The organism is Ralstonia sp. 24A2, from assembly GCF_051783885.1.
Lineage (GTDB): Bacteria > Pseudomonadota > Gammaproteobacteria > Burkholderiales > Burkholderiaceae > Ralstonia.
Genome location: NZ_JBPVZD010000002.1, coordinates 1,035,555 through 1,060,306 on the forward strand (window position 1 = coordinate 1,035,555; position 24,752 = coordinate 1,060,306).

Annotated in this window: 25 protein-coding genes; 16 read left to right on the plus strand and 9 right to left on the minus strand. The window is 64.1% G+C overall.

All coding sequences use genetic code 11. The features are described 5' to 3' along the window. The first annotated feature begins 2 nt into the window (after window positions 1-2). The 7 genes from ACS13N_RS09715 (at window position 3) to ACS13N_RS09745 (ending at window position 5,489) form a co-directional block, all read left to right on the plus strand. Window positions 3-542 carry a DUF2244 domain-containing protein gene (locus ACS13N_RS09715; protein WP_438931470.1) on the plus strand — a complete coding sequence of 180 codons (540 nt, stop codon included), beginning with the start codon at window positions 3-5 and terminating at the stop codon, window positions 540-542. A gap of 47 nt (window positions 543-589) precedes the next feature. Beyond that, window positions 590-1,846 carry a cytochrome c oxidase subunit II gene (coxB, locus tag ACS13N_RS09720; protein ID WP_438931471.1) on the plus strand — a complete coding sequence of 419 codons (1,257 nt, stop codon included), beginning with the start codon at window positions 590-592 and terminating at the stop codon, window positions 1,844-1,846. A 41-nt stretch (window positions 1,847-1,887) separates the two neighbouring features. Beyond that, window positions 1,888-3,492: a cytochrome c oxidase subunit I gene (gene ctaD / locus ACS13N_RS09725; protein ID WP_438931472.1), complete on the plus strand. Its 1,605-nt coding sequence runs from the start codon at window positions 1,888-1,890 to the stop codon at window positions 3,490-3,492. A 52-nt stretch (window positions 3,493-3,544) separates the two neighbouring features. Next, window positions 3,545-3,676 (plus strand): cytochrome oxidase small assembly protein, encoded by a 132-nt coding sequence (locus tag ACS13N_RS09730; protein ID WP_232314020.1) that lies wholly within the window; start codon window positions 3,545-3,547, stop codon window positions 3,674-3,676. Between the two features lie 52 nt (window positions 3,677-3,728). Then, a complete protein-coding gene (locus ACS13N_RS09735) occupies window positions 3,729-4,331 on the plus strand; it encodes a cytochrome c oxidase assembly protein (protein ID WP_438931473.1) in 603 nt (200 codons plus the stop codon). 4 nt (window positions 4,332-4,335) lie between these two features. Next, window positions 4,336-4,548 (plus strand): DUF2970 domain-containing protein, encoded by a 213-nt coding sequence (locus ACS13N_RS09740; protein WP_039599001.1) that lies wholly within the window; start codon window positions 4,336-4,338, stop codon window positions 4,546-4,548. Between the two features lie 80 nt (window positions 4,549-4,628). After that, entirely contained in the window at window positions 4,629-5,489 is an 861-nt protein-coding gene (locus ACS13N_RS09745) for a cytochrome c oxidase subunit 3 (RefSeq protein WP_438931474.1), read from the plus strand. 112 nt (window positions 5,490-5,601) lie between these two features. Here the strand turns inward: ACS13N_RS09745 and ACS13N_RS09750 are convergent, their stop codons facing one another. Next, complete coding sequence (locus tag ACS13N_RS09750; RefSeq protein WP_039599003.1) at window positions 5,602-5,811, minus strand: twin transmembrane helix small protein; 210 nt, start codon at window positions 5,809-5,811, stop codon at window positions 5,602-5,604. 55 nt (window positions 5,812-5,866) lie between these two features. On the opposite strand from ACS13N_RS09750, the gene ACS13N_RS09755 reads away from it, so the two are divergent. From ACS13N_RS09755 to ACS13N_RS09775, 5 genes are all read left to right on the plus strand, one after another. After that, window positions 5,867-6,637, plus strand: coding sequence for an SURF1 family protein (locus ACS13N_RS09755; protein WP_438931475.1), 771 nt, complete (start codon window positions 5,867-5,869; stop codon window positions 6,635-6,637). Between the two features lie 52 nt (window positions 6,638-6,689). After that, complete coding sequence (locus tag ACS13N_RS09760; RefSeq protein WP_438931476.1) at window positions 6,690-7,337, plus strand: SCO family protein; 648 nt, start codon at window positions 6,690-6,692, stop codon at window positions 7,335-7,337. Between the two features lie 3 nt (window positions 7,338-7,340). Then, window positions 7,341-8,432, plus strand: coding sequence for a COX15/CtaA family protein (locus ACS13N_RS09765; RefSeq protein ID WP_438931477.1), 1,092 nt, complete (start codon window positions 7,341-7,343; stop codon window positions 8,430-8,432). Between the two features lie 9 nt (window positions 8,433-8,441). Beyond that, window positions 8,442-9,383 (plus strand): heme o synthase, encoded by a 942-nt coding sequence (cyoE, locus tag ACS13N_RS09770; protein WP_438931478.1) that lies wholly within the window; start codon window positions 8,442-8,444, stop codon window positions 9,381-9,383. A gap of 68 nt (window positions 9,384-9,451) precedes the next feature. Continuing rightward, window positions 9,452-10,057: an SCO family protein gene (locus tag ACS13N_RS09775; RefSeq protein WP_438931479.1), complete on the plus strand. Its 606-nt coding sequence runs from the start codon at window positions 9,452-9,454 to the stop codon at window positions 10,055-10,057. A gap of 67 nt (window positions 10,058-10,124) precedes the next feature. Here the strand turns inward: ACS13N_RS09775 and rpoH are convergent, their stop codons facing one another. Together rpoH and ACS13N_RS09785 are read right to left on the minus strand one after the other, a co-directional pair. Further along, window positions 10,125-11,054, minus strand: a complete 930-nt coding sequence (rpoH, locus tag ACS13N_RS09780) for an RNA polymerase sigma factor RpoH (protein ID WP_438931480.1) — start codon at window positions 11,052-11,054, stop codon at window positions 10,125-10,127. Window positions 11,055-11,253: 199 nt separating this feature from the next. Beyond that, window positions 11,254-14,187 carry a diguanylate cyclase domain-containing protein gene (locus ACS13N_RS09785; protein WP_438931481.1) on the minus strand — a complete coding sequence of 978 codons (2,934 nt, stop codon included), beginning with the start codon at window positions 14,185-14,187 and terminating at the stop codon, window positions 11,254-11,256. Window positions 14,188-14,429: 242 nt separating this feature from the next. On the opposite strand from ACS13N_RS09785, the gene ACS13N_RS09790 reads away from it, so the two are divergent. Both ACS13N_RS09790 and ACS13N_RS09795 read left to right on the plus strand, forming a co-directional pair. Next, the gene (locus ACS13N_RS09790; RefSeq protein WP_438931482.1) at window positions 14,430-14,837 is read left to right on the plus strand and encodes an OsmC family protein; all 408 of its coding nucleotides are present in this window, start codon (window positions 14,430-14,432) and stop codon (window positions 14,835-14,837) included. A 14-nt stretch (window positions 14,838-14,851) separates the two neighbouring features. Then, a complete protein-coding gene (locus ACS13N_RS09795; RefSeq protein ID WP_438931483.1) occupies window positions 14,852-15,721 on the plus strand; it encodes a pirin family protein in 870 nt (289 codons plus the stop codon). A gap of 10 nt (window positions 15,722-15,731) precedes the next feature. Here the strand turns inward: ACS13N_RS09795 and ybiB are convergent, their stop codons facing one another. From ybiB to ACS13N_RS09820, 5 genes are all read right to left on the minus strand, one after another. Further along, window positions 15,732-16,733: a DNA-binding protein YbiB gene (ybiB, locus tag ACS13N_RS09800; protein WP_438931484.1), complete on the minus strand. Its 1,002-nt coding sequence runs from the start codon at window positions 16,731-16,733 to the stop codon at window positions 15,732-15,734. 748 nt (window positions 16,734-17,481) lie between these two features. Continuing rightward, window positions 17,482-18,285 (minus strand): ABC transporter ATP-binding protein, encoded by an 804-nt coding sequence (locus ACS13N_RS09805; protein WP_438931485.1) that lies wholly within the window; start codon window positions 18,283-18,285, stop codon window positions 17,482-17,484. A gap of 19 nt (window positions 18,286-18,304) precedes the next feature. Beyond that, window positions 18,305-19,159 carry a nitrate ABC transporter permease gene (ntrB, locus tag ACS13N_RS09810; RefSeq protein ID WP_438931486.1) on the minus strand — a complete coding sequence of 285 codons (855 nt, stop codon included), beginning with the start codon at window positions 19,157-19,159 and terminating at the stop codon, window positions 18,305-18,307. 46 nt (window positions 19,160-19,205) lie between these two features. Further along, window positions 19,206-20,486 carry a CmpA/NrtA family ABC transporter substrate-binding protein gene (locus ACS13N_RS09815; protein ID WP_438931487.1) on the minus strand — a complete coding sequence of 427 codons (1,281 nt, stop codon included), beginning with the start codon at window positions 20,484-20,486 and terminating at the stop codon, window positions 19,206-19,208. Window positions 20,487-21,165: 679 nt separating this feature from the next. Further along, entirely contained in the window at window positions 21,166-21,804 is a 639-nt protein-coding gene (locus tag ACS13N_RS09820; protein ID WP_438931488.1) for an ANTAR domain-containing response regulator, read from the minus strand. A gap of 148 nt (window positions 21,805-21,952) precedes the next feature. On the opposite strand from ACS13N_RS09820, the gene ACS13N_RS09825 reads away from it, so the two are divergent. Both ACS13N_RS09825 and maiA read left to right on the plus strand, forming a co-directional pair. Beyond that, window positions 21,953-22,678: a fumarylacetoacetate hydrolase family protein gene (locus ACS13N_RS09825; protein WP_438931489.1), complete on the plus strand. Its 726-nt coding sequence runs from the start codon at window positions 21,953-21,955 to the stop codon at window positions 22,676-22,678. Window positions 22,679-22,687: 9 nt separating this feature from the next. Then, window positions 22,688-23,335 (plus strand): maleylacetoacetate isomerase, encoded by a 648-nt coding sequence (gene maiA / locus ACS13N_RS09830; protein WP_438931490.1) that lies wholly within the window; start codon window positions 22,688-22,690, stop codon window positions 23,333-23,335. Window positions 23,336-23,392: 57 nt separating this feature from the next. Here the strand turns inward: maiA and ftsY are convergent, their stop codons facing one another. Beyond that, the gene (ftsY, locus tag ACS13N_RS09835; RefSeq protein WP_438931491.1) at window positions 23,393-24,727 is read right to left on the minus strand and encodes a signal recognition particle-docking protein FtsY; all 1,335 of its coding nucleotides are present in this window, start codon (window positions 24,725-24,727) and stop codon (window positions 23,393-23,395) included. Between the last annotated feature and the right edge of the window lie 25 nt (window positions 24,728-24,752).

Below are 24,752 nucleotides of genomic sequence, written 5' to 3' on the forward strand. Positions count from 1 at the left end.
CAATGCACGACATTGCCACGTGCGCTGATACGGCGCTCCAGCCAGCATGCGGCGCCTCCACCATCCCGGAATCGCCGCGGAAGAACTGGTTCATGAAGCGAAACTGTTCGCTTTCACCTCGCCAGGTCGGCTGGTTCTACCTCTCGATTGTCATCCTCTCGTTCGCGATCGCTTCGTTCTTTGCGTGGCAAGGTGCGTGGCTGGTGTTGCCTTTCTCGGGGCTGGAGGTCGCGATTCTCGGGTGGGCGTTGCTGTACTATGCCCGCCACGCCTCTGATTACGAGCACGTCTGGCTGGAAGACGGCGCGCTGGTGATCGAACAGGTGAGCGCCAGCCAGCGGGTGCGCCATGTGCTCAATCCGCAGTGGGTGCGCATCGAACTCGGCGAGCCGCGGAACGAGCCCATCCGGGAACTGGTTGCGCTGCATTCCGGTGGACGTGTCGTGCAGGTCGGTCGATTTCTCGATCCGGTCGGGCGGCGCAGGCTTGCGAACGAGCTTTCCCGGTGTTTGGGACAAGGGCAACCAACCCAGGTCTCATGAGCCGCGCACCGGGGCAGAGTGGAATCTGTAAATTGGGTAGATAAAAAATGAAAATGTTGAATAAGACATTGGCAAGTTTGCTGGCGGCAGGCTCACTCCTCGCCTTCGGTCAAACGGCTCTGGCAGTGGAAGACATGCCAGGCGGCCCCGCAGTGATGCAGCTCAATCTCGCGCCCCCGGTCACCAAGATCGCCGCCGAGATCCATTGGCTGCACTACATGATGCTGATCATCTGTATCGTGATCTTCATCGGTGTGTTCGGGGTGATGTTCTACTCCATTTTCAAGCACCGCAAATCGCTGGGCCACAAGCCGGCGACGTTCCACGAAAGCACCACCGTCGAAATCATCTGGACCATCGTGCCGTTCCTGATCGTCATTGGGATGGCGCTGCCGGCCACCAAGGCCGTGGTCGCGATGAAGGACACCACCAATTCTGACCTCACCATCAAGGCCACCGGTTACCAGTGGAAGTGGGGTTACGACTATCTGAAGGGCGAAGGCGAGGGCATTTCGTTCCTTTCCACGCTCACCACGCCGCGCGAGCAGATCAACAACCAGGCGCCCAAGAGCACCACGTACCTGATCGAGGTGGACAACGAGGTCGTGGTGCCGGTCAACCGCAAGGTGCGTATCGTCACCACCGCCAACGACGTGATTCACTCGTGGATGATCCCGGCATTCGGCGTGAAGCAGGATGCGATTCCGGGCTTCGTGCGCGACACGTGGTTCAAGGCCGAGAAGGTCGGCGTGTACCGCGGCCAGTGCGCCGAGCTGTGCGGCAAGGAACACGCCTTCATGCCGATCGTCGTGCGCGTCGTGTCCGACGCCGACTACACCAAGTGGGTCGACGGCAAGAAGAAGGAAATGGCCGCCAAGGCTGATGATCCGAACAAGGTCTACACGCTGGATGAGCTGAAGACGCGCGGCGAGAAGGTCTACGCCGCCAACTGTGCGGTCTGCCACCAGCCGAACGGCAAGGGCGGTGGTCCGTTCCCCGCGCTGGACGGCTCGAAGATCGCCAACGGCCCGCTGGCCGGCCACGTGGACATCGTGCTGCACGGCAAGGCTGCAATGCCGCCCTGGGCCTCGGCGCTCAACGATGTGGAAATCGCTTCCGTCATCACGTACGAGCGAAACAACTGGGGCAACCATACCGGTGACCTGCTGCAACCGTCGCAAGTGAAGGACGCCCGCGGCGGCAAGATGCCTGAAGGCGGCGGCGCCAAGACTGCCGCTGCTGAGCCCGCCGGCAAGGTGGCCACCCAACAAGTGAATGCGGCGCAAGACCGCAGCGCTAGCTGATTGATCGTCTGCGTGACGAAACGAATCCAAGGAGTTTTGCGATGAGCACCGCTGTTACGCACCCGCAAGATCACGCGCACGGTCATGGAGACGACCACGCGCACGACCATCCGCACGGCTGGCGCCGTTGGCTGTTCGCGACCAACCACAAGGACATCGGTACGCTGTACCTGCTGTTCTCCTTCGCGATGCTGCTCTCGGGCGGCACGCTGGCACTGCTGATCCGCCTGGAGCTGTTCGAGCCGGGCCTGCAGTTCTTCCATCCGGAACTGTTCAACCAGTTCACCACGATGCACGGCCTGATCATGGTGTTCGGCGCGATCATGCCGGCCTTCGTGGGCTTCGCAAACTGGATGATCCCGCTGCAGGTCGGTGCGTCCGACATGGCCTTTGCGCGGATGAACAACTTCAGCTTCTGGCTGCTGCCGCCTGCAGCCATCCTGCTGGTGGGGTCGTTCTTCGCACCAGGTGGTGCCACGGCTGCCGGTTGGACGCTCTACGCGCCGCTGTCAGTGCAGATGGGTCCGGGCATGGACATGGCGATCTTCGCGGTGCACATCATGGGTGCCTCGTCGATCATGGGCTCGATCAACATCATCGTGACCATCCTCAACATGCGCGCCCCCGGCATGACGCTGATGAAGATGCCGATGTTCTGCTGGACGTGGCTGATCACGGCGTACCTGCTGATCGCCGTGATGCCGGTGCTGGCAGGCGCGATCACCATGGTGCTGACCGACCGCCACTTCGGCACGAGCTTCTTCTCGGCTGCCGGTGGTGGTGACCCGGTGATGTACCAGCATATCTTCTGGTTCTTCGGGCACCCCGAGGTGTACATCATGATCTTGCCGGCGTTCGGCATCATCAGCCAGATCGTGCCGGCCTTCGCGCGCAAGCCGCTGTTCGGCTACAGCTCGATGGTGTACGCGACGGCCTCGATCGCCATCCTGTCGTTCATCGTGTGGGCGCACCACATGTTCACGACCGGCATGCCTGTGACCGGCCAGCTGTTCTTCATGTACGCGACGATGCTGATCGCGGTGCCGACCGGCGTGAAGGTCTTCAACTGGGTGGCCACGATGTGGCGCGGCTCGATGACGTTCGAGACGCCGATGCTGTTCGCCCTGGGCTTCATCTTCGTGTTCTCGATTGGCGGCCTCACGGGCCTGATCCTGGCCGTGGCCCCGATCGACATTCAGCTGCAGGACACCTACTACGTGGTGGCGCACTTCCACTACGTGCTGGTGGCTGGCTCGCTGTTCGCGCTGTTCGCGGGCTTCTATTACTGGGGTCCGAAGTGGTCGGGCTACATGTACAACGAGACGCGCGGCAAGATCCACTTCTGGGGGTCGATGATCACCTTCAACCTCACGTTCTTCCCGATGCACTTCCTGGGCCTGGCCGGCATGCCGCGTCGCTATGCGGATTACCCGCAGCAGTTCGCCGACTTCAACGCAGTCGCGTCGATCGGTGCACTGGGCTTCGGTCTGATGCAGGTGTATTTCTTCTTCTTCGTGGTGCTGCCGTCGTACCGCGGTGGCGAGAAGGCCGCCGACAAGCCGTGGGAGGGCGCAGAAGGCCTGGAGTGGACCGTGCCGTCGCCGGCGCCGTTCCACACCTTTGAAGAACCGCCGCACGTGAAGTAATTCAGGTGTCGCGAGGTCGGTCAGTTTCGGCCTCGCGACCCTCCAAACAACGATGTCGAATCCAGAAAAAAGCCCAACGCCCGAGCAACGCGCCAACAACCGCCGCCTGGGGTTCATCCTTGCCACCATCGCGTTGGTTTTCTTTCTGGGTGTGATTTTCAAGCGCGTGGTGTTCGGCGGTTAGCGCCGGGCATGCGATCCGTCCATCGCCGAATCGAAATCTCGCAAGACCGCATATGAGCCAGCCGCCGGTCCAAGACCATCAAGACGACCGGGCCATCGAACGTGGCCTGAACCGCACCATGCTCGGCAAGCTGGCCATCGTGGTCGTGATCATGTTTGGTTTCGGCTACGCGATGGTGCCGCTGTACAAGAAGATCTGCGAGCTCACCAACATCAACGTGCTGAACACGCGTGATGAAGATGGCGGCGCGCTGCGCAACTCGCAGGTCGACAAGACACGCACGATCACGGTGGAGTTCGATTCGAACAGTCAGGGGCCGTTCCGCTTCCGCCCGATCAAGAACAGCATGGAAGTCCACCCGGGCGAGATCAACCAGATCGTCTACGAGGTGGTGAACAAGGAAGCCCGTACGGTGGAGGCACAGGCCGTTCCGAGTTACGCGCCCAAGCAGGCAACCGAGTTCTTCAAGAAGATCGAGTGCTTCTGCTTCAAGCAGCAGAAGCTGACGGCCAACGAGTCGCGTGAAATGCCGGTGGTGTTTGTGATCGATCCGGAGCTTCCGAAAGACGTGAAGACGATCACCTTGTCCTACACTTTCTTTGAAATCCACGCACCGTCAGCCATTGCGCCGGCGATGCCGAACAAGGGAACGTGAGGACATGGACGACCTGAAGGAAGCGACCAAGCGACGCGCATCATTCGCACAGACAATGAAGGCGGTGTTCTGGTCCTTCTTCGGGGTGCGCAAGGGGCGCGATCATGACCGTGACATGGCACAGCTCAATCCTGTGCACGTGATTATCGCGGGCCTGCTGGCGACGGCGCTGTTCATTTTTGTGCTGCTGATGATTGTGCGAGCGGTCGTCAGCTGAAGGTTGAGGAGACGGTCTGAGCAGCATGGGCCGGGCAACATCGAGTGGATTCTTAAAAAAATAGAGCTGGAGAAAAAGAGATGAGTGCGAATCGAGCGAACGCTCCGTACTACTTCGTGCCCGGGCCGTCGCGGCATCCGATTTCGGCGAGTATCGGCTTGCTGATCGTGCTGCTGAGCTCCGCAGCGTGGGTCAACGCGCAGCCGTGGGCGCCGTGGACTTTCCTGATCGGCCTGGTGTGGTTCCTGTTCGTGCTGCGTTCGTGGTTTGCGGACGCCATCTCCGAGTCCGAGGGCGGCAAGTATGGCGATCGCGTGGACGCTTCGTTCCGTTGGTCGATGAGCTGGTTCATCTTCTCGGAAGTGATGTTCTTCGCGGCGTTCTTCGGCGCGCTGTTCTACGCCCGCGAGATCGCCATGCCTTGGTTGGGCGATCTGAACAACAAGCTGCTGTGGCCCGACTTCAACGCGCTGTGGCCGAACGCTGGCCCGGCCGGCACGGTGGCACCGTTCACGACGATGGGCCCGTGGCCGATCCCGACCATCAACACGGCGCTGCTGCTGACCTCGGGCGTGACGCTTACCTGGGCGCACCACGCGCTGCGTGAGGGCAAGCGTGCACAGGTGATCCAAGGCCTGCTGCTGACGATTCTCCTGGGCTTCACGTTCATGGGCTTCCAGGCGTTCGAATACATTCACGCGTATCACGAACTGAACCTGAAGCTGACGTCCGGTATCTACGGCTCGACGTTCTTCCTGCTGACGGGCTTCCACGGTTTCCACGTGACGATGGGCGCGATCATGCTGTCGGTCGTGCTGGGCCGCGTGATCAAGGGTCACTTCACGCCGGACCATCACTTCGCATTCGAAGGCGCCGCATGGTACTGGCACTTCGTGGACGTGGTCTGGCTGGGCCTGTACGTGGTGGTGTACTGGCTGTAAGGCCGAATGGATTGGGGCGACGCGTTTGTCGCCCCGCGCCTACGCCGACAAATGCCGCAGACGGGATACCGCTGCGGCGTTTTCGTTTTTCTGGCGCGGGGGATTCTGGTGATTACTGGCCGAAGCGGATGCCGGTGCTGTGGATCCAGCCCAATCGGTTCGCGACCAGGATGAAGATGAACAGCGCGATCGAGAAGCCGACGCGGAACATCAGCGAGCGGACGGTGCGGTTGCTGTTTCCCTTGTCGCGCATCAGGAAGAACAGCGCGGAAGCAAGGCTGCCGAGGATCAGCAGGAACGCGATGGCAACGACGATGCGCATGGAAGGTTGAGAGCTTGGAAATGATTGCCGTGCATTATCTCACCGGGTGGGCGCGATGACCGCGCGCGTGCCACTGCGCCAGTGGTTTGCGCCGGTGCCCATGCTGGCGGGTGTGCTGCTGATTGCGCTGATGTGTTCACTGGGGCGCTGGCAGTTGTCGCGCGCGCACGAGCGTATCGACAAGCAGGCGCGCATCGAGGCGCTGCAAAATGCGTCGGCCCAACGCATCACTGCGCAGCCGGTCGCGGCCGATGCGGTGTTGTATCGGCCTGTGTTGCTGCGGGGCACCTTTGACGAAGCGCATACGGTGTTGCTCGACAATCGCCCGCACATGACCAATGGTGTGTCGCGCCCTGGGTTCGAGGTACTCATTCCGTTCGTGCTGGAAGGGGCAGGTGGGCGCGCCGTGCTTGTCAATCGAGGGTGGTTGCCGCGCGATCCTGCAGACCGTACGCACATCGCACCGTACACCACGCCAGGGGGCGAAGTGCAGGTCGAAGGGATTGCTGTGCCCCATGCCAGCCGCGTCTTCAGCCTGGGGGCAAGAGACGGGGCAGGTGAAGTCGGCCAGCGACTTAGGCAGAATATCGACCTCGACGCTTTTTCGCGCGAAATCGGGGTGCCGCTCCAACCCTTTGTGGTGGAGCAGCAATCCGACGCGCAGGACGGTCTGGCGCGCGATTGGCCGCGCGCAGACCTCGGTGCCGACCGCAATTACGGTTACGCGTTCCAGTGGTTCGCGATGGCGGCGGCGGTGCTGATCTTGATGGTTGTCTACAGCGTGCGGCGCTATCGTCGCTTGGCGGGCCCTTCCGAGCCCGTCTGAACACGAACACGCATTGCGGCTTAGTGCCGCAGTTGAATGTATTAGGAATCACATGGTGAACCAGGAATCCGCACCCGGCACGCTGTCGGCGCCCGCCGACCCGCGTATCGATGCACGCACGCGCCGGGGCCGCTTGATGATGCTGCTCCTGCTGCTGGTGTGCGCATCGCCGGTGATCGCGTCGTACCTTGCGTACTACGTCTTCACGCCGGCCGGCGGCAAGGCGGCCTATGGCTCGCTGGTCGACCCGCAGCGTCCCATCCCGACCGGCCTGATGGTGCAGGATGAGCACGGCGCCGAGGTGCCGCTTGCCAGCCTCAAGGGCAAGTGGCTGATGGTCTCGGTGGACAACAGCGCTTGCGACGACAACTGCGCGCGCAAGCTCTTCACCATGCGCCAGTTGCGCATCGGCCAGGGGCCGGACCGCGACCGCATCGTCCCCGTGTGGCTGGTCACGGATCGCGGCGCGATCGACCCACGCCTGATGAAGGCCTACAACGACGACTACGCCGCCGCACGCTTCCTGCGCGCCCCCGAACTGCCCAAGGACTGGCTGACCGACAGCAAGACGCCGGCGACCGATCACATCTTCCTGATCGACCCGCTCGGCAACCTGATGATGCAGTTTCCGAAAGACCCCGACCCGAAGAAGGTGCGCGGTGATCTCACGCGATTGCTCAAGTATTCGCGCATCGGATAAGCCATGCTGCTGCAACTCGCTTCCATCGGCATCCTGATCGCGCTGATTCCGCTGTGCTACGTGCTGGTCAAGGGGGACCGCAACAAGTACCGCAAGCTGGTGTGGATCACTGCGTTCCTGACGCTGGATCTCATCATGTTCGGCAGTTTTACGCGCCTGACAGATTCTGGTCTGGGCTGCCCGGACTGGCCCGGCTGCTACGGCACGTCCAATCCCTTTCACGCGCGTGACGACATTCACGCTGCACAAACCGCCATGCCCAGCGGCCCGGTCACGTGGATGAAGGCGTGGATCGAGATGACGCACCGTTACTTCGCGCTCGCGCTGGGCGTGCTGATCATCACGCTGGTGGTGCTGGCGTGGGTCAAGCGCCGCGAGCTGAAGCAATCGCCGTGGTACGCCACGGCTGTGCTGGCGCTGGTGTGTGTGCAGGGTGCGTTTGGCGCCTGGACGGTCACGCTCAAGCTGCAGCCGGCCATTGTGGTGACGCATCTGCTGCTCGGCATGTCGCTGCTGGTGGCGCTCATCTGGCTTGGCTGCAAGAACGATGTGCCGCGGTTTGTCGACGAACGTGGTGCCTCGCTGCGCGTGCCCGCTGCGATCGGCCTGGCACTGCTTGTCGTGCAGATTGCGCTGGGCGGCTGGGTCAGCACCAACTATGCGGTGCTGGCCTGTACCGATTTCCCGCTGTGCAATGGCCAGTGGGTGCCGGCGATGGATTTTGCGCACGGCTTCACGTTCTGGCGCCAACTCGGCAAGACCGCGGGCGGCGATTTCATCTCGCATGAGGCGCTGGTTGCCATCCACTGGACGCATCGCGTGTTCGCGGTGCTGGTGCTGAGCTACCTGGCATGGCTGGGTGTGCGTGCACGTCGCGTGGCCGGCATCGGCCGTGTGGCGACGGTGCTGCTTATCGTACTGGCCGTGCAACTGGCGACCGGCCTGTCGAACATCGTGCTGGGCTGGCCGTTGCTGGCTGCCGTGGCGCACAACGGTGGCGCGGCGGTGCTGTTGTTGCTGATGGTGCGTCTGCATTACCTGATCGGCGCAGCGCATGCGCGCGCGCCGATACCTGCGGCAGTGGCCGCCGTCTGACCGTTTTCTATGAATACCGTGGCAACCCCAACGACCTCCACTCAACTTCCTGGCTGGCGAACGACCGCATCGCAGTATGCGGCGCTGACCAAGCCGCGCGTGACGCAACTCGCCGTGTTCTGTGCCGTGATCGGCATGTTCCTGGCCACGCCGGGCATGGTGCCGTGGTCAGTGCTGATCGGCGGTGCGATCGGCATCTGGCTGTTTGCCGGCGCGGCCTTCGCCATCAACTGCCTGGTCGAGCGCAAGATCGACGCAATGATGCGTCGTACGGCCTGGCGCCCGTCAGCCAGCGGTGAGCTGGGCACGCGGCAGATCCTGCTGTTCTCATTGGTGCTGGGCGGCGCAGGCATGTGGACGCTGCATGTCTTCGCCAACGATCTGACGATGTGGCTGACCTTCGCCACCTTCATCGGCTACGCGATCATCTACACGCTGCTGCTCAAGCCGGCCACGCCGCAGAACATCGTGATCGGCGGCCTGTCAGGCGCGATGCCGCCAGCGCTGGGCTGGGCGGCCGTCGCCAACAGCGTGCCGGCCGAGGCGTGGATCCTGGTGCTGATCATCTTCACCTGGACGCCGCCGCACTTCTGGGCGCTGGCGCTCTACCGCCGTGCGGATTACGCCAAGTCCGGCCTGCCGATGCTGCCCATCACCCACGGCGAGAAATACACGCTGCTGCACATCCTGCTGTACACGCTCATCATGATTGCCGCGACCATCCTGCCGTTTGTGCACGGCATGAGCGGCTATATCTACCTGGCGACGGCGCTGGTGCTGGGCGGCGGTTTCTTCGCTTATGCGTGGCGCATGTACCGCAATTACTCCGACGCGCTGGCACAGAAGACCTTCCGCTACTCGATCATCTATCTGTCGATCCTGTTTGCGGCGCTGCTGGTCGATCACTACTTCAAGTTCGGCCCCACGCTGACTCAAGGCGCGGCGCTGTGACGCACGGGGTTGCCAGCGAGCGCGTGCAGTTGGCGTTACGCTAGGCGGTCTTTCCCAACACAATGACCATGCTCTCTTTCCGACACTTCCGCGCCGTTCTGTTTGCCGCATTGGCCGCCGCCGTGCTGGCATTGACCGCCTGCAGCGACAAGCCGGCCTTCACGAACCTCGACATCACCGGTGCCAAGAGCTTCGGCAAGGATTTCTCGCTTGTTGACCACACCGGAAAGCGCCGCACGCTGGAAGACTTTCGCGGCAAGGTCGTCGTGATGTTCTTCGGCTATACGCATTGCCCTGATGTCTGCCCGACCACGCTGGCCGAACTGCGCGGCGTGATGGACACCCTCGGCAAGGATGCCGACCGCGTGCAGGTGTTGTTCGTGACCGTCGACCCTCAGCGCGATACGCAAGACCTGCTGGCCAAGTACGTGCCGGCGTTCGACCCGCGCTTCATCGGCCTGCGCCCGGCCGACGAGGCGGAGTTGAAGAAGGTCGCCTCCGACTTCAAGGTGTTCTACAGCAAGGTGCCGGGCAGCTCGCCCGACAACTACACGATGGATCACACCGCCGGCAGCTATATGTTTGATCCGAAGGGCAACCTGCGGCTGTTCATCAAGCACGGCCAGGGCCCCGAGCCGATCGCGCACGATATCAAGCAGCTACTGGCCGAGTGATCTAAGGCCAGCGCCCAACGAAAAAGCCCGCCAACTTGGCGGGCTTTTTTACTGCGGGGAAATCGCATTAGGCAAATGCCTGCAGCGCACCCTTCATCTTCTTCATCGCGGCCGATTCGATCTGGCGGATGCGCTCGGCCGATACGCCAAACTCGTCAGCCAGTTCGTGCAGCGTGGCGCCGCCCGATCCGTCGTCGTTCACGTTCAGCCAGCGGGCCTCGATGATGCGGCGGCTGCGGTCGTCCAGCTTGGCCAGCGCCGTTTCGATGCCTTCGCTTTGCATGCGATCCTGGCTGCGCGACTCGATCACGCGGGTCGGCTCGTTGTGCGTGTCCGCCAGGTAGGCGATCGGGGCGAAGGATTCCTCGCCGTCGTCCATCTGGCCTTCCAGCGCAATGTCGCCGCCCGAGAGGCGCGTTTCCATCTCGCGCACTTCGGCGCCCTTGACGTTGAGTTCGGCCGCTACAGCGCTGATCTCGTCCGGCGAGAAGGTCGCCTGGGCATCCTGCTTATGGCTGCGCAGATTGAAGAACAGCTTGCGCTGGGCCTTGGTGGTGGCCACCTTGACCATGCGCCAGTTCTTCAGGATGTACTCGTGCATCTCGGCCTTGATCCAGTGCATCGCGTACGAGACGAGACGCACACCCTGATCCGGGTCGAAGCGCTTGACGGCCTTCATCAGGCCGATGTTGCCTTCCTGGATCAGATCGGCATGCGGCAGGCCGTAGCCGAGGTACTGGCGGGCGATCGACACCACCAGGCGCAGGTGCGAGAGCACCAGACGGCGCGCCGAGTCGAGGTTGTCGTCGTCGCGGTACTCGCGGGCCAGACGTTGTTCTTCTTCAGCCGACAGCAGCGGCACGCGGTTGACGCTCTGGATATAGGCGTCGATGTTGCCGAGGTTGCCGGGGAACGCCAGCGCCCATCCATTACCGGCGTTGCCGGACGGCTGGGTGGCGATTGCGGAAACGGTATTCACGGGAATGACTGCGTTCACTCAGGACTCCTGTCGAAATCCAGTGGAAGTTTGGAAAAGCATCTTAGCACTCCAACCGGAAGAGTGCTAATAGGACATTTTGTGCCGGTTGATAGTTCCCGCAAATCAGATGATGGGCCTCAATAGTGTGATGATTGCGCCGCAGCAAAAGTGGCCGCGCACCCAGTCATAGACAGTCGCCAGCGGTATCGGTTCGCACTTATGCCGCAGTGTTACGCCCGCGTGACTTGGCCCAATAAAGTGCGCGGTCCGCTTCGCGCAAAACCACGTCGGGATCACTGATATCGGGCGCCGGGCAGGCGACGCCGATGCTGGCCGTCACATGCAGCGACACATCGCCGCGCAGGGGGATCGGCGGGCGGATCGCGCTCACCACCTTGTGCGCGGTGTGCAGCGCATCATCCGGGGCGTCGAGCGGGTCCAGGAGGATGACGAATTCGTCACCTGCGAGGCGGGCGACGGTGTCCGTGCGGCGCACAGCCTGCTGCAGGCGGCGGGCGACTTCCACCAGCACTGCATCACCGGCCGCGTGGCCGTAGGTGTCGTTGATGTGCTTGAAGTGATCCACGTCCAGGTACAGCACCCCCATGGGGGCGGGCTGGCGCTGGCGGCGCTCCAGGGCCGTGCGCAGGCGCTCGTAGAGCTCGTAGCGATTGGCCAGGCCGGTGAGCGCGTCGAAGCGGGCCATGCGCGAGAGCTCCATCTCGCTGCGCTTGGCCTCGGTCACGTCCTGCACAAAGGCGTAGAAGCCGCAGCGCTCGGCGCCGCAGTCGCAATCCGCGGCATCCGGCACAAGGTGGCCACGCAGATAGCGTGTGCGGCGGCGCGGGCCGCTGGCGTGCGGCTTCTCGTACCACGGCGCGTTGATCTCAAACTCGACCGTCTCGCCCCGCACCGCGCGGTTCAGGTATGGCGCCAGCAGCGCATAGGTGCCCGGCGTGAAGATCTCCTGCGCGGGCCGGCCGCAGACCTCCTCGGGCGTGCGCTGCAGCCAGCGCGCATGGGTGACGTTGCAGAAGGTGAAGATGCCGTCGGCGTCGATGTGCGAGACCAGCAGCGGTGCGTTGTCGAGCACCAGCGTGAGCGCGCGTTCGCTGCGGGCGAGTGCGATCTCGGCGGTGGTGCGCGCGGTCAGGTCCTGCAGTACCGAGAAGTAGCCCCGCAGCGTGCCGCGGTCATCGTAGTCGGGGTAGTAATGGCCGCTCAGGTAGCGCGGCTTGCCCGTGCGCAGCGAGGTGATGTCGAACTGCACCGGATACCCGGCCAGCACCTCGGTCATGTAGGGCAGCAGCGTGCGGTAGTCCTCGGGCGTGTAGATCTCGCTGACGTGGCGGTCGACCATGTCGTCCTGCGTGCGGCCGAACGCTTCGAGCAGCGTGCGGCTGGCAAAGCGGACGACGCCGTCGGGGTCGACATAGCTGAGCTGTGCGGGCACGTTGTCGGCCACCAGGCGCAGTTGCTCGCGGCTGGCGCGCAGGGCGTCACGCCGGCGCTCAAGGCTTTCGTTGGCGATGCGCAGGGCGCGCTCGGACGCCGCCAGCCGGTTGGCAAACGGCCGTACCGTCAACCGGATGGCCGCCACGCTGCCGATGATCCCACACAGCATGAACGCGGCCAGCCGCTCGAACTGGGCGCGCATGGGCGTGTACAGCTCAGCGCTGGAGATCTTGCTGATCAGCGCCAGGCCCGTGTGGCCGATGGGCGTATAGCTGAGCGAAGTCGGCACGCCGTGGATGTCGCGCCATTGGCCGTAGCCCGACTGGCCCGCCAGCGCCAAGCGCGAGGGCAGCGGCCGCTGCTCGATCGTCTGCGCCGGCAGCTCGAAGATACTGGCGTCAAAGCGCTGCGGAAACGACATCGCGCGGCCAGCCGCATCGAACCCCGACATGGCCAGCGTTTCCGTCGCGCCGGCGTCGGGCAGGTTGGTGTAGCGGGCCGTCATGTGAGCCAGCGGCTGCTCGGCGACCAGCCAGCCGATCTGCGTGCCGTCCGCCATGACGGGTGTTTCGGTGCGCATGGCAAAGCCGTGGTTCCACTGCAGCGTGACGCGCTCGGGCGCCAGGCCGGCGTGCAGCGCGATCGCCAGTTCCGGATGCAACACCTCTGTGCCGAGGCTGATGATGCCCTCGTCGGCCAGCGTGCGCAGCTGCAGGTACGAGTAGCCCTGCTCGTGATAGGCCTGCAGCGCGCTCTCGCCGTGCAGGCGGGCTGCGTTGTCGGCGGGATGGCGCAGTGCCTCCTGGATGCGCATGGCAGCGGCCACCAGCCGCGGGTTTTCCGCGCGCATGGCCAGCACCTGGTCGAACTCTTCGGCGTAGCTCGACAGCGCGCGCGTTCGCGTGTTGCCGAACGCCACGCTGGCGCTATCGACCTGGATGATGAAGGCGGTGACGGTGGCGCCCAGGCCTGCCAGCACCACACAGCCGCCGCTGATCCAGACGATGGTGTCTTCCGGCCGCAACTGAGTAGGGCGAATATGGAACGGGCGCGGATGCCGGGCCAGTGCGGCGCACAGCACGCCCACGACCACCAGCAGCGTGCAGCCGGCGGCCACGTCGGAGGCGCGCCAGTGCAGCCAGATGGGGTACAGATACTCCAGTGCCATGGCGCGGCCGAGCAGGTCTCCGGCGCTGAGCACCACCGATACGCCCATCAGCGCGACCAGCCACCGCGCGCGATGCCGTTGCCGCACCGTCGGGACGAGCCACAGCGCGCCCGCGCCCGTGGCCAGCGCCAGCGCGTGGCTCGGGTGCATGCCGCCGATCCACCCGGTCAGCCAGTTGCGCACCAACCAGGTGTGCACCTCCGGAAAGTCCAGCGCGACGGGCCAGCCGGTCGCCACTTCCGCCAAGCGCAACGTGCACAGCACGGCCACCGCACTGCCGGCCAGGCGCGCGGCGCGGTCTGCCCAGCGTGCATCGGGCCATAGCGTGCCGATCAGCAGCGCGATCAGGCCCGCGCCCAGCAGCACCAGGTTCAGCCCCGTGGCAAACACCACCACAAGCTGATCGCCGCCCAGCTTCACGCCCTGCGGCCAATGCCGCAGCCAGCTGACCATGACGGTCAGCCCGACGAGCGTGAGAAGAGCGCCGATGCCGCCGGCAATGGCGACAAGCGGGCGGCGAGAAATCATGCAGGATCTTTATGTGGGGCCCGAAACGGGGCAGGTCCGGACGAACGTGCCCCAACCGGGAAATCGGCGTAAATGCGCGTCGCTTGAGCGTTTGCATAGGCAAAGTGCCCCACCCCCGACGACATGGGGGAGACGTCTGCGAGAAATGCGATCTGCGCTGCACCTCGCGTGACGTCACGTAACTTCGCTACACTCCCCCGGGTATCGTCATACCAGCCGTCGAACCGCACCCAGGAGCCGTCATGACCATCGTCGTCAGCAAGGACACCGAAGGCCTGTTCCGCCACAAAGTCACCTTCCCCGAGGGCGTCACGTTCTATACCGACGTCCCCAAGCCCACCGGCGAGGGCAGCGCGCCCGACCCGCACGCCTATTTCGATGCCGCGCTGGCGAGCTGCAAGGCACTCACCGTCACGCTCTACGCCCGGCAACGCAAATATCCGCTGGACTCCATCGATGTGGCCGTCGAGCATGACGGCAGCCAGGAGCGCCAGGGCCGCTACAAACTGCGCACCGTGCTCACCCTGCACGGCGACCTGACCGATGAGCAGCGCGCCGACCTGCTGCGCGTGGCCGGCAAGTGCCCGGTCCACAAGCTGATGACCGAGGTTGAGATCAGCGTCGACACCGAACTGGCCGCACGCACCTGAGCAGAGGAGCCATCATGACCTCCATCCAGCACATCATCGGCCCGCACGTGCGCGACCTGGGCGGCTTTTCGGTCAAGCGCGTGCTGCCCTCGGCGGCGCGCCAGACGGTTGGCCCGTTCATCTTCTTCGATCACATGGGGCCGGTGGACTTTCCACCCGGCGAGGGCATCGACGTGCGCCCGCACCCGCACATCGGCCTGGCCACCGTTACCTACCTGTTTGACGGCAGCATGGTCCACCGTGACAGCCTGGGCAGCGTGCAGACCATCGTCCCCGGCGACGTGAACTGGATGACCGCCGGCAACGGCATCGCGCATTCCGAGCGTTCGACACCCGAAGCCCGTGAGAAGGGCGCCCGCCTGCACGGCATCCAGACCTGGGTGGCGCTGCCGAAGGATCAGGAAAAGGTCGAGGCCAGCTTTGCGCACCATGGCGCCGACACGCTGCCCAAGCTCGACTGCCCCGGCGTGCGGGGCGTGGTCATCGCAGGCGATGCGTTTGGGCTGACGTCGCCCGTGAAGGTGAGTTCGCGCACGTTGTATGTGGCGCTGGAGCTGGCAGCGAGGGCATCGCTGGTGATCCCGCCCGAGCATGAAGACCGCGGCCTGTATCTCGTCGACGGCGCTGTCACGATCGACGGCGAATCACTCGACCCGCAGCACCTGGCCGTGCTCGAACCCGGCTGCGACGTGACGCTTACCGCGCAGGTGTCATCACGCGTGATGCTGCTGGGCGGCGAGCCGACCGACGGCCACCGCCACATCTACTGGAACTTCGTTGCCAGCGACAAGGCTGACATCGAAGACGCCAAGCAGCGTTGGGAGGCCGACGCCTTCGCCCACGTGCCCGGCGAGACGGAGCGCATTCCGCTGCCGTCCAAGTAAGACCCGCTGATCAAGCAGGTCGTGCGCAACGTACGATGGCGCGCACCTGCTTGGCAATCGGCTCCGGTACCGGCTGTTTTCCGTCCAGCACCGCTTCAATCCACCGTGCCGTTGCTGCCGCGTCCGAGCCGGCGGGCAGTTCGGGCGGCGTATCGCTCGATCCTTCCACCGCGTCGATCACCGTCTCGTGCACACCATCACGCAGCCATTCCACCGCGCTGCCGCGTCGCGCATCGGCCACCGCCTCGCCTTCGGTGCCGCGTGCCAGCAGCACGTTGGCAGGATGACGCAGGAAGTAATCGGTGAGCGTGTCCCGGTATTCAGGGTGCGTATAGCTGACCAGCCGCAGTGCTTCGTGCGGCGCGTGATTGCCGATCGGCTGCAGCATCTTCACCACCGTATGCGCGGAATTGCGCAGGCCGACGATCTCGCGCTTGTCCAGCAGCGTTGCCAGCTCGGGTGAGAGCACGTCGATTGGTACGTAGGCCAACCGATCGTTCTCCAGCCGCTCGCGGGCCTCGTCCATGTTCTCGCAGATGGGCCAGCCGAGCGCGTCGAATAGTGTGGCCGTGGTGATGCGGCCGTCGAAGCGGCGGATGCCGTGCACCAGCACCGGCACGCCTTCACGTGCCAGCAGCTTGGCCAGCAGGGGCACCAGGTTGGGCTGGCGGCGGGCGCCGTTGTAGCTGGGGATCACCACGGGCAGGGCGTGTTCTGGCGTGTCCGGTGCCGGCAACGGCCGGCAGTGCGCGTGGGTGGCCTCCAGCATGCCGTCCAGCTCTTCCGGGGTTTCGCCCTTGATGCGGTAAGCCATGAGGATGGCGCCGAGTTGGATCTCGGCCACGCGGCCTTCGAGCATCGCGGTGAAGAGGGCACGCGCGTCGTGCTTGACCAGCGCGCGGGCACCGTCAGCGCCGCGGCCGATTTCCTTGATGAACTTGGTTGCCGGGAAAGGGCCGTTAGCGGCGGCTTCTTCTGCGGCGTTGTCGGGGAGGATGGGGGGAGCGGGCATGGGTTTGGTGCGGTGGTATTGGCGTGGGGTTGATCATAGCGCTGGGTTCAGTGCTGGCGCCAGATCGTGGGTTTGGTTGGTTTTTTTGTTGTTGGTCCATCCCTTGTTTCATCCCCTGCCGGGGCTGACTCACTTTCTTTGTCTTGCCAAAGAAAGTAAGCAAAGAAAGGCGCGCCCGAGATGGCGACTTCCCCTTGAATTTTTGTAACCGTGCGGAGACGGGGAAAACTCGCTTCGCTCAGACAGTTCCCCGTCTTTTTTCCGCCCGCTTACAAAAATTCAAGGCGCCATCAAGGGCAGGAACATCAAAGGCCAAACCAGCGGGGAACAGAAGTGAGCGCCAAGGCTCGGTCGAATGCGTGATGCGTGATGCGTGATGCGTGATGCGTGATGCGTGATGCGTGATGCGTGATGCAGAACGCGCGAGTGCGAGGCTAGCGGTTAGCGGAGAGTAGTTTGGAACACAAGACGGAGTGGTGCGCTAGCAAGCGATGGTGTGTTTTACCCCTGCCCTAGATGGCGCCTTGGATTTTTGTTGCGGGGAGGAAAAAGAGGGGAGGCTGTCTGAGCGAAGCGAGTTTGCCTCCCCTCCCTCCCCGCGACAAAAATCCAAGGGGAAGTCGCCATCTCGGGCGCGCTTTTCTTTGCTTACTTTCTTTGGCAAGACAAAGAAAGTGAGTCGGCCCCGGCAGGGGACGAAAGGGAGGCAAACCACCAACACCAAAACCAAAACAGAAACAGCAAACAATTAAGCCGCCTCAGCCACCGGATGCCGCTGCTTGCGATACAGAAAATCCAAAACAGCAGTCCGACAAGCGTGATAAGTCGGGTCATCAGCCAGCGCAACACGATCCCGAGTCCGCGCCAGTTCCACCTTCAACACTTCCCCGATCGTGGCGGCCGGCCCATTCGTCATCATCACAATCCGGTCAGCCAGCAGCACGGCTTCATCCACGTCATGCGTGACCATCACAACCGTGCTGCCCGTAGCGGCAATGATCTTCAGCAGCTCATCCTGCAAATGCGCCCGCGTGAGCGCATCCAGCGCGCCAAACGGTTCATCCATCAGCAACACCTTGGGCTCCATGGAAAGCGCCCGCGCAATCCCCACCCGCTGCTTCATCCCTCCAGAAATCTCATGTGGATGCTTCTGTTCAGCATGCGACAAGCCCACCAGCGCCAGCGCCGCATGTGTGCGCGCCTTCAACTCCGTCTTTGATTCACGCTTGCCAAACACCCGCTCAACGGCGAGGTACACGTTGTCAAAGCACGTCAGCCACGGCAACAGCGAATGGTTCTGAAACACGACAGCCCGATCCGGCCCCGGCCCGGCAATCTCGCGTTCCGCCAGGATCAACGCACCGGTGGTCGGCCGCGTGAGCCCGGCAATCAGATTGAGCAACGTCGACTTGCCACACCCCGAGTGCCCGATCAGCGCGATGCATTCGCCCTGCGCGACAGTGAGATCGATATCACGCAGGGCAACGAACGGCCCGCTCTTGGTCTTGAACGTCTGCCCGACGTTTTCAATGCGCAGGAATTTTTCGCTCATGGTCGCCCCCCCCCTCTCCTCAAATCGCTGCGTCGTATGAGAACCGCCGCACGATCGCCAGCAGCGCGTGCTCCAGCAGCAAGCCCACCACCCCAATCACGAAGATGGCGATGACGATGTGTTCCACCTTCAGGTTGTTCCATTCGTCCCACAACCAGAAGCCGATACCGACTCCGCCCGTGAGCATCTCCGCCGCCACGATCACCAGCCACGCGGTGCCGATCGACAGCCGCACGCCCGTCAGCATGTACGGCAGCACTGCCGGAAACAGCACCCGCGTGAACACTTTCCACTCCGACAGGTTCAACACCCGCGCCACGTTCAGGTAATCCTGCGGCACGCGCGTCACGCCCACGGCGGTGTTGATGACCATCGGCCAGATCGAGCAGATGAAGATCGCCCAGATGGCCGCCGGGTTGGCGGACTTGAACAGCAGCAGCCCGATCGGCAGCCACGCCAGCGGCGACACCGGCCGCAGCAGGCTGATGATGGGCGAGGCCATCGCGTTTAGAAACGCAAAGCGCCCGATCAGGAAGCCCGCCGGAATACCGATGACGGCCGCCATCCCAAAGCCCGCCCCCACGCGGGCGAGCGAGGCCAGCACGTTCCAGCCCACACCCTGGTCATTCGGGCCGTTGCGATAGAACGGATCCGCAAACAGGGCGACGGCGGCTTTCCACGTGACAGCCGGTGTGGGCAACGCAGGGATGGCCGTGGCGATGCCCTGCCACGCAAGCACAAACATCACCAGGCCCAGCAGGGGCGGAAAACCTTTCACCACAGCAGCAACAAACCAGTCGCGCCAGACGGTGCGGCGCGTGGGAACAGCGGCGTCGGACTGCACGCCGGACAACGTTTTGACGAGCGTGTTCATGTCGGGCTCCATCGACGTGAAGGACCGCAATCAGGGAGGGCAGGTGTCAGGCTTTCAGCTTGAAGCCGTCGGCATACGCAGCGGGGTTCTTTGCATCCCACGCCACACCGTCGATCAGCTTGGCCGTACGCATGTCGCTCTTGGGCAAGGGCGTACCGGTGGCGGTGGCGGCCTGCTTGTAGATGTCGACGCGGTTGATCTGCTTGGCGACCGCCAGGTAGTCCGGATGCGCCTTCAGCAGGCCCCAGCGCTTGTGCTGCGTGAGGAACCACATGCCATCCGACAGGTACGGAAAGTTGACCGCACCGTCGTGATAGAAGCGCATCGGGTCCGGGTCGTCCCACGTCTTGCCGATGCCGTTCGTATAACGGCCGAGCATGCGGTCGAGAATGATGTCCATGTCGGTGTTGACGTAGGACTTGGCGGCGATGGTCTCGGCCGTCTTGCGCCGGTTCGACGCCGACGCGTCGATGAACTTGGACGCCTCCAGCACCGCGGCCGTCAACGCGCGTGCCGTGTTCGGATACTTCTGCACGAACTCCGCCGTGGTGCCGAGCACCTTCTCCGGGTGGTCCTTCCAGATGGCCTGCGTGGTCTCGGCGGTAAAGCCGATGTTGTCGGCAATCGCGCGCGCGCCCCACGGCTCGCCCACGCAATAGCCGTCCATGTTGCCGACGCGCATGTTGGCCACCATCTGCGGCGGCGGTACGGTAATCGCCTTCGCATCCTGCAGCGGATGGATGCCGTGCGCGGCCAGCCAGTAGTACAGCCACATCGCGTGCGTGCCGGTCGGGAAGGTCTGCGCGAAGACGTAGTCGCGTTTGTCCTTCGCCATGACCGCCTTGAGCGACGCGCCATCGCGCACGCCGGCTTCCTTGAGCTTGGACGACAGCGTGATCGCCTGGCCGTTGTTGTTGAGCGTCATCAGCACGGCCATGTCTTTCTTCGGCCCGCCAATGCCCAGCTGCACGCCGTAGATCAGCCCGTAGAGCACATGCGCCGCATCCAGATCGCCCGAGACGAGCTTGTCGCGCACGCCGGCCCACGATGCCTCTTTGGACGGCGTGATCTTGATGCCGTACTTCTTGTCGAGGCCGAGCGTGGACGCCATCACCACCGACGCGCAGTCCGTGAGCGGAATGAAGCCGACCTTCAGTTCGGCCTTCTCGGGCGCATCGGAGCCAGCGGCCCAGGCACCAGCGCGCACCAGCGGATCGATCAATGCCACGGCACTACCTCCTGCGATGGTGGCCGCAGCCTTCATGACGCTGCGGCGCTTCGGGTTGATCGGCTTGACGACGACGTCGTTCTTGTCTGGCGCGGCCATCCATGGCTCCAAAGAAAAGGCGTCCCGACGCGCGGCACCGCCCATCCGCCGGACGGGTCGTCATGCCATGCATCGGGACGCCGTTGTCCCATGCCGATACCCACGTTGGCACCAGCTTCACTTCGGCACTTGCAAGGGGTATGCCAACCTTGACGTTCCAGACGCGGTGCATGGGGTTCGGAACCCGGCGTGCGGGGTTCTGAACTCGGTGTGCGAGGCTTTTAGCTCGGCCGTTGGGGTTCTGAACTCGGGGTATGAGGCTTTTAGCTTGGCCGTTGGCGTTCGGAACTCGGCGTGTGAGGCTTTTAGCTCGGCCGTTGGCGTTCGGAGCTCGGCGTGTGAGGCTTTTAGCTCGACGCTTGGGGCTCGGAGCTCGGCGCGCGAAGCTTTTAGCTCGACGGTTGGGGCTCAGAGCATCGGGAGTCCGAGGCTTTTAGCTCGGTGATTGGAGATCAGAGGCCGGCGCGCGAAGGTTTGTGCTCGGTGCTTGATGTCCGGATCTCGACACGCGGCGCTTTGAGCTCGGGAAATTGGAGGTCTGAGCCCGGCGTTCGGAGCTTAAAGCTCGGCACATGCGGGTCTGAACGACGCCTTCGGAGCGCTGACTGTGGCGCATGACTGGTGCGATTCCAGCGCCGGACTTGTGCGCCGCACCAAAACTGGGCGGTCGCCCGGCCGCTCAGCCAGCCATCACATCGATCACACGCTGCGCCGCTTCCACCAGCTTGATGTTGCGGTCCATCGCCATCTTGCGCAGGCGCTTGAAGGCGTCGTCTTCCGACAGGTTCATCTGCTTCATGAGCAGCCCCTTGGCGCGCTCCAGCACCTTGCGCTCGGCCAGTTGCGTCTTGGCGGTGTCGAGTTCCGCGCGCAGGGTGCGTTCGTGCTCGAAGCGGGCGTAGGCGACGTCCAGCACCGCCTTCACGCGCGTGGGCTTGATCCCGTCGACGATGTAGGCCGTGATGCCGGCCGCGAACGCCGCCTTGATGCGTGCGGCATCGTCGTTGTCAGTGAACAGCACGATGGGCCGTGGCGCGTGCTGCGTGGCCACGCAGACATGCTCGATGGTGTCCCGCGCGGCGGATTCGGACGCGACGATCACCATGTCGGGTTGGGTTTCGGCGATGCGCTCGGGCAGGGTGAGGTCAGCATCGGCCACGCCCACGTTGACGAAGCCGGCCTCGGCTAGCCCAGTACGGATCAGATCCAGGTTGATCTGTTCGGCATCCAGCGGATCGCGCACCAGCAGCACGCGCATCGGCGCGGCCGAAGCGGGAGCGGCGAGCGAGGCGGGTGGGGCGGGCGGTTTCGCGTGCATGGTGCAAAGTGGGGCAGTGTGCACGCCACTCATGCAAGAACCGCGCCGGGCCGGTGCGGGTGTATGCTCGCAGCTCGGTCGCCGGGGGGGCGGTGGCCGTGTCCCCGTCAGTTTCTGTTTCATCCCAGCTTAGTCCGAGGAGACCTGCATGACCGCTCATGTGACCGCGCATGTAACCGATTTCGTCGTCACCCCGCCCGCCGTCAATGGCATTCCCGTGCGTGGCGGGCAAGGCCAGTTTCCGGTGCGCCGTGTGTACTGCGTCGGCCGCAACTACGCCGCCCATGCCCGCGAGATGGGTTCCGACCCCGATCGTGAACCGCCGTTCTTCTTCTGCAAGCCGGCCGATGCCGTGCGCTACATCCCTGATGGTGAGACCGGCCAGTTCGTCTACCCGACCGAAACGAAGGATTGCCACTACGAGATCGAACTCGTGGTTGCCATCGGCACGGGCGGCCGCGACATCGCTGTGGAAACCGCGGCCAATCACATCTACGGCTACGCCATCGGCCTGGACATGACGCGCCGCGATCTGCAGAACGCGGCCAAGAAGGGCGGCCGCCCGTGGGAGACCGGCAAGGCGTTCGATGGCTCGGCGCCCATCGGCCCGATCGTGCCGGCCAAGGATGTCGCCCATGCAGACAAGGGCGCTGTCACGCTGTCGGTCAACGGCCGCGAACACCAGCGCGGTGACCTGTCGGACCTGATCTGGTCGGTGCCGGAAACCATTGCGTATCTGTCGCGCCTGTTCGAACTGCGCCCTGGCGATCTGATCTACACCGGCACGCCCGAAGGCGTCGGCCCGGTGGTGGTGGGCGACCTGATGGTCGGCAAGATCGACGGCGTGGGCGAGCTGCACGTCAAGGTCATCTGAGGCAGAACCATGTCGATCAAGCTGTACAACTACTTCCGCAGTTCGGCGTCGTTTCGTGTGCGTATTGCCCTAGAGGTGAAGGGTCTGCCGTACGACTACGCGCCGGTGCACCTGCTCAAGGGCGAGCAACTGGCGCCCGACTTCGTCAAGCTGAACCCCGATGCGCTGGTGCCCGTGCTGTGCGACGGCACCGACGTGCTGAACCAGTCCTTGGCGATCGTCGAGTACCTGGAAGAGACGCATCCAGAGCCCACGCTGCTGCCGGGCTCGGCCAGCAACCGCGCGCATATCCGCGCGATTGCGCTGGCGATTGCGTGCGAGATCCATCCGCTCAACAACCCGCGCGTGCTCAAGTACCTGAAGAACACGTTCAACGTGGAAGAGGAAGCGCGCAACGACTGGTATCGCCACTGGGTGCGCCTGGGGTTTGCGGCGTTGGAGACGCGCCTGTCGGCATCGCCGCTGACGGGCGCCTACTGCGTGGGCGATACGCCGACGCTGGCCGATGTGTGCCTCGTGCCGCAGGTGTTCAACGGCAAGCGGTTTGATGTGGCGGTGGAGGAGTTTCCGACGCTGGCCCGCATCTTCGAGCATTGCATGGCACAGCCCGCGTTTGAGCGGGCGGCGCCTGCGGCGCAGCCGGATGCGGCGGCCTAAGTCGTCAGTACAGTGAAGTGAGTTGTCCCGGCGTCATGGCGTCGCCGGGATTGCGGATCAGCCCAGCAGGGCGTCAGCGAATTCGCGTGCGGAGAACGGCTGCAGGTCTTCCACCTGCTCCCCCACGCCAATGAAGTACACCGGCACCGGCCGCTGCCGCGCAATGGCGGCGAGGATGCCGCCCTTGGCAGTGCCATCCAGCTTGGTGACGATCAGGCCCGTGAGGCCCAGCGCCTCGTCAAACGCCTTCACCTGCGCCAGTGCGTTCTGGCCCGTGTTGCCATCAATCACCAGCAGCGTTTCGTGCGGCGCCGTGGCCATCGCCTTGGCGGTCACGCGGCGCACCTTCTTGAGCTCTTCCATCAGGTGCAGCTGCGTCGGCAGGCGGCCGGCGGTGTCGGCCATGACGATGTCGATGCCACGAGCGCGGGCTGCGTTCACGGCGTCGAAGATGACGGCAGCTGGGTCGCCGGATTCCTGCGCGACCACGGTCACATTGTTGCGCTGGCCCCAGACCACGAGCTGCTCGCGCGCGGCGGCACGGAACGTATCGCCCGCAGCCAGCAGCACCGATTGGCCGTAGGTCTGGAAGTGCTTGCACAGCTTGCCGATGCTGGTGGTCTTGCCGGCGCCGTTCACGCCCGCAATCATGATCACCATCGGCTGCTCGCGGCCGAGCACCATGGTTTTCTCCAGCGGGTGCAGCAACTCGACCAGCAGGTCGCGCAGGGCTTCTTTCACGCCCTCGGCGGTTTCGATGCGCTGGGCCTTGATGCGGCGGCGCAGTTCGCCCAGCAGATATTCGGTGGCGTCGACACCGGCGTCGGCCATCAACAGCGCGGTTTCGAGTTCTTCGAACAGCGCCTCGTCCACCTTTACGCCGACGAAGAGCGTGGTGAGGTTTTTGCTCGTCTTGGACAAGCCGGAGCGCAGGCGTGACATCCAGCCCTTGCGGGCCTGTTCGATCACCGGCGGTGTCGGCACGGTCTCGATGTCATCGGCCTGCATATCGAGCGGAGCAGCCTCGATCGGGGCGTCCGGCACGGCAACCGATGTGGGTGGTGCAATGACGGGCGCGGGCGCCTCAGCCGGCACGGGGGCAACCGCAACGGGTTCAAGAGCAGGCGCTGGCGCCTGCGGGGCGGCGGCGGCCTCGGGCGCGGCGCCTGCGCCAAAGCCCAGGCGCGACAACCAGCCTGGTCGGGTGTCTTCCGCTGCGGGTGGCGTGGACGGCGTGGCGCTAGCGTCTAGTGGTGTGAGGGGAGCACTCGAGGCGTCGGGTGCTGCCGCAGGGGCGGGCACTGGCGCCTGAACAGCTTCGGGCGCCGCTGCGGGCGTGGGTTCGGCGGCCGGTTGCGGCTCTGCCTTGCGCTTCTTCCAGAAACTAAACATCGTAAAAGGCAGTCTATTCGCCGTT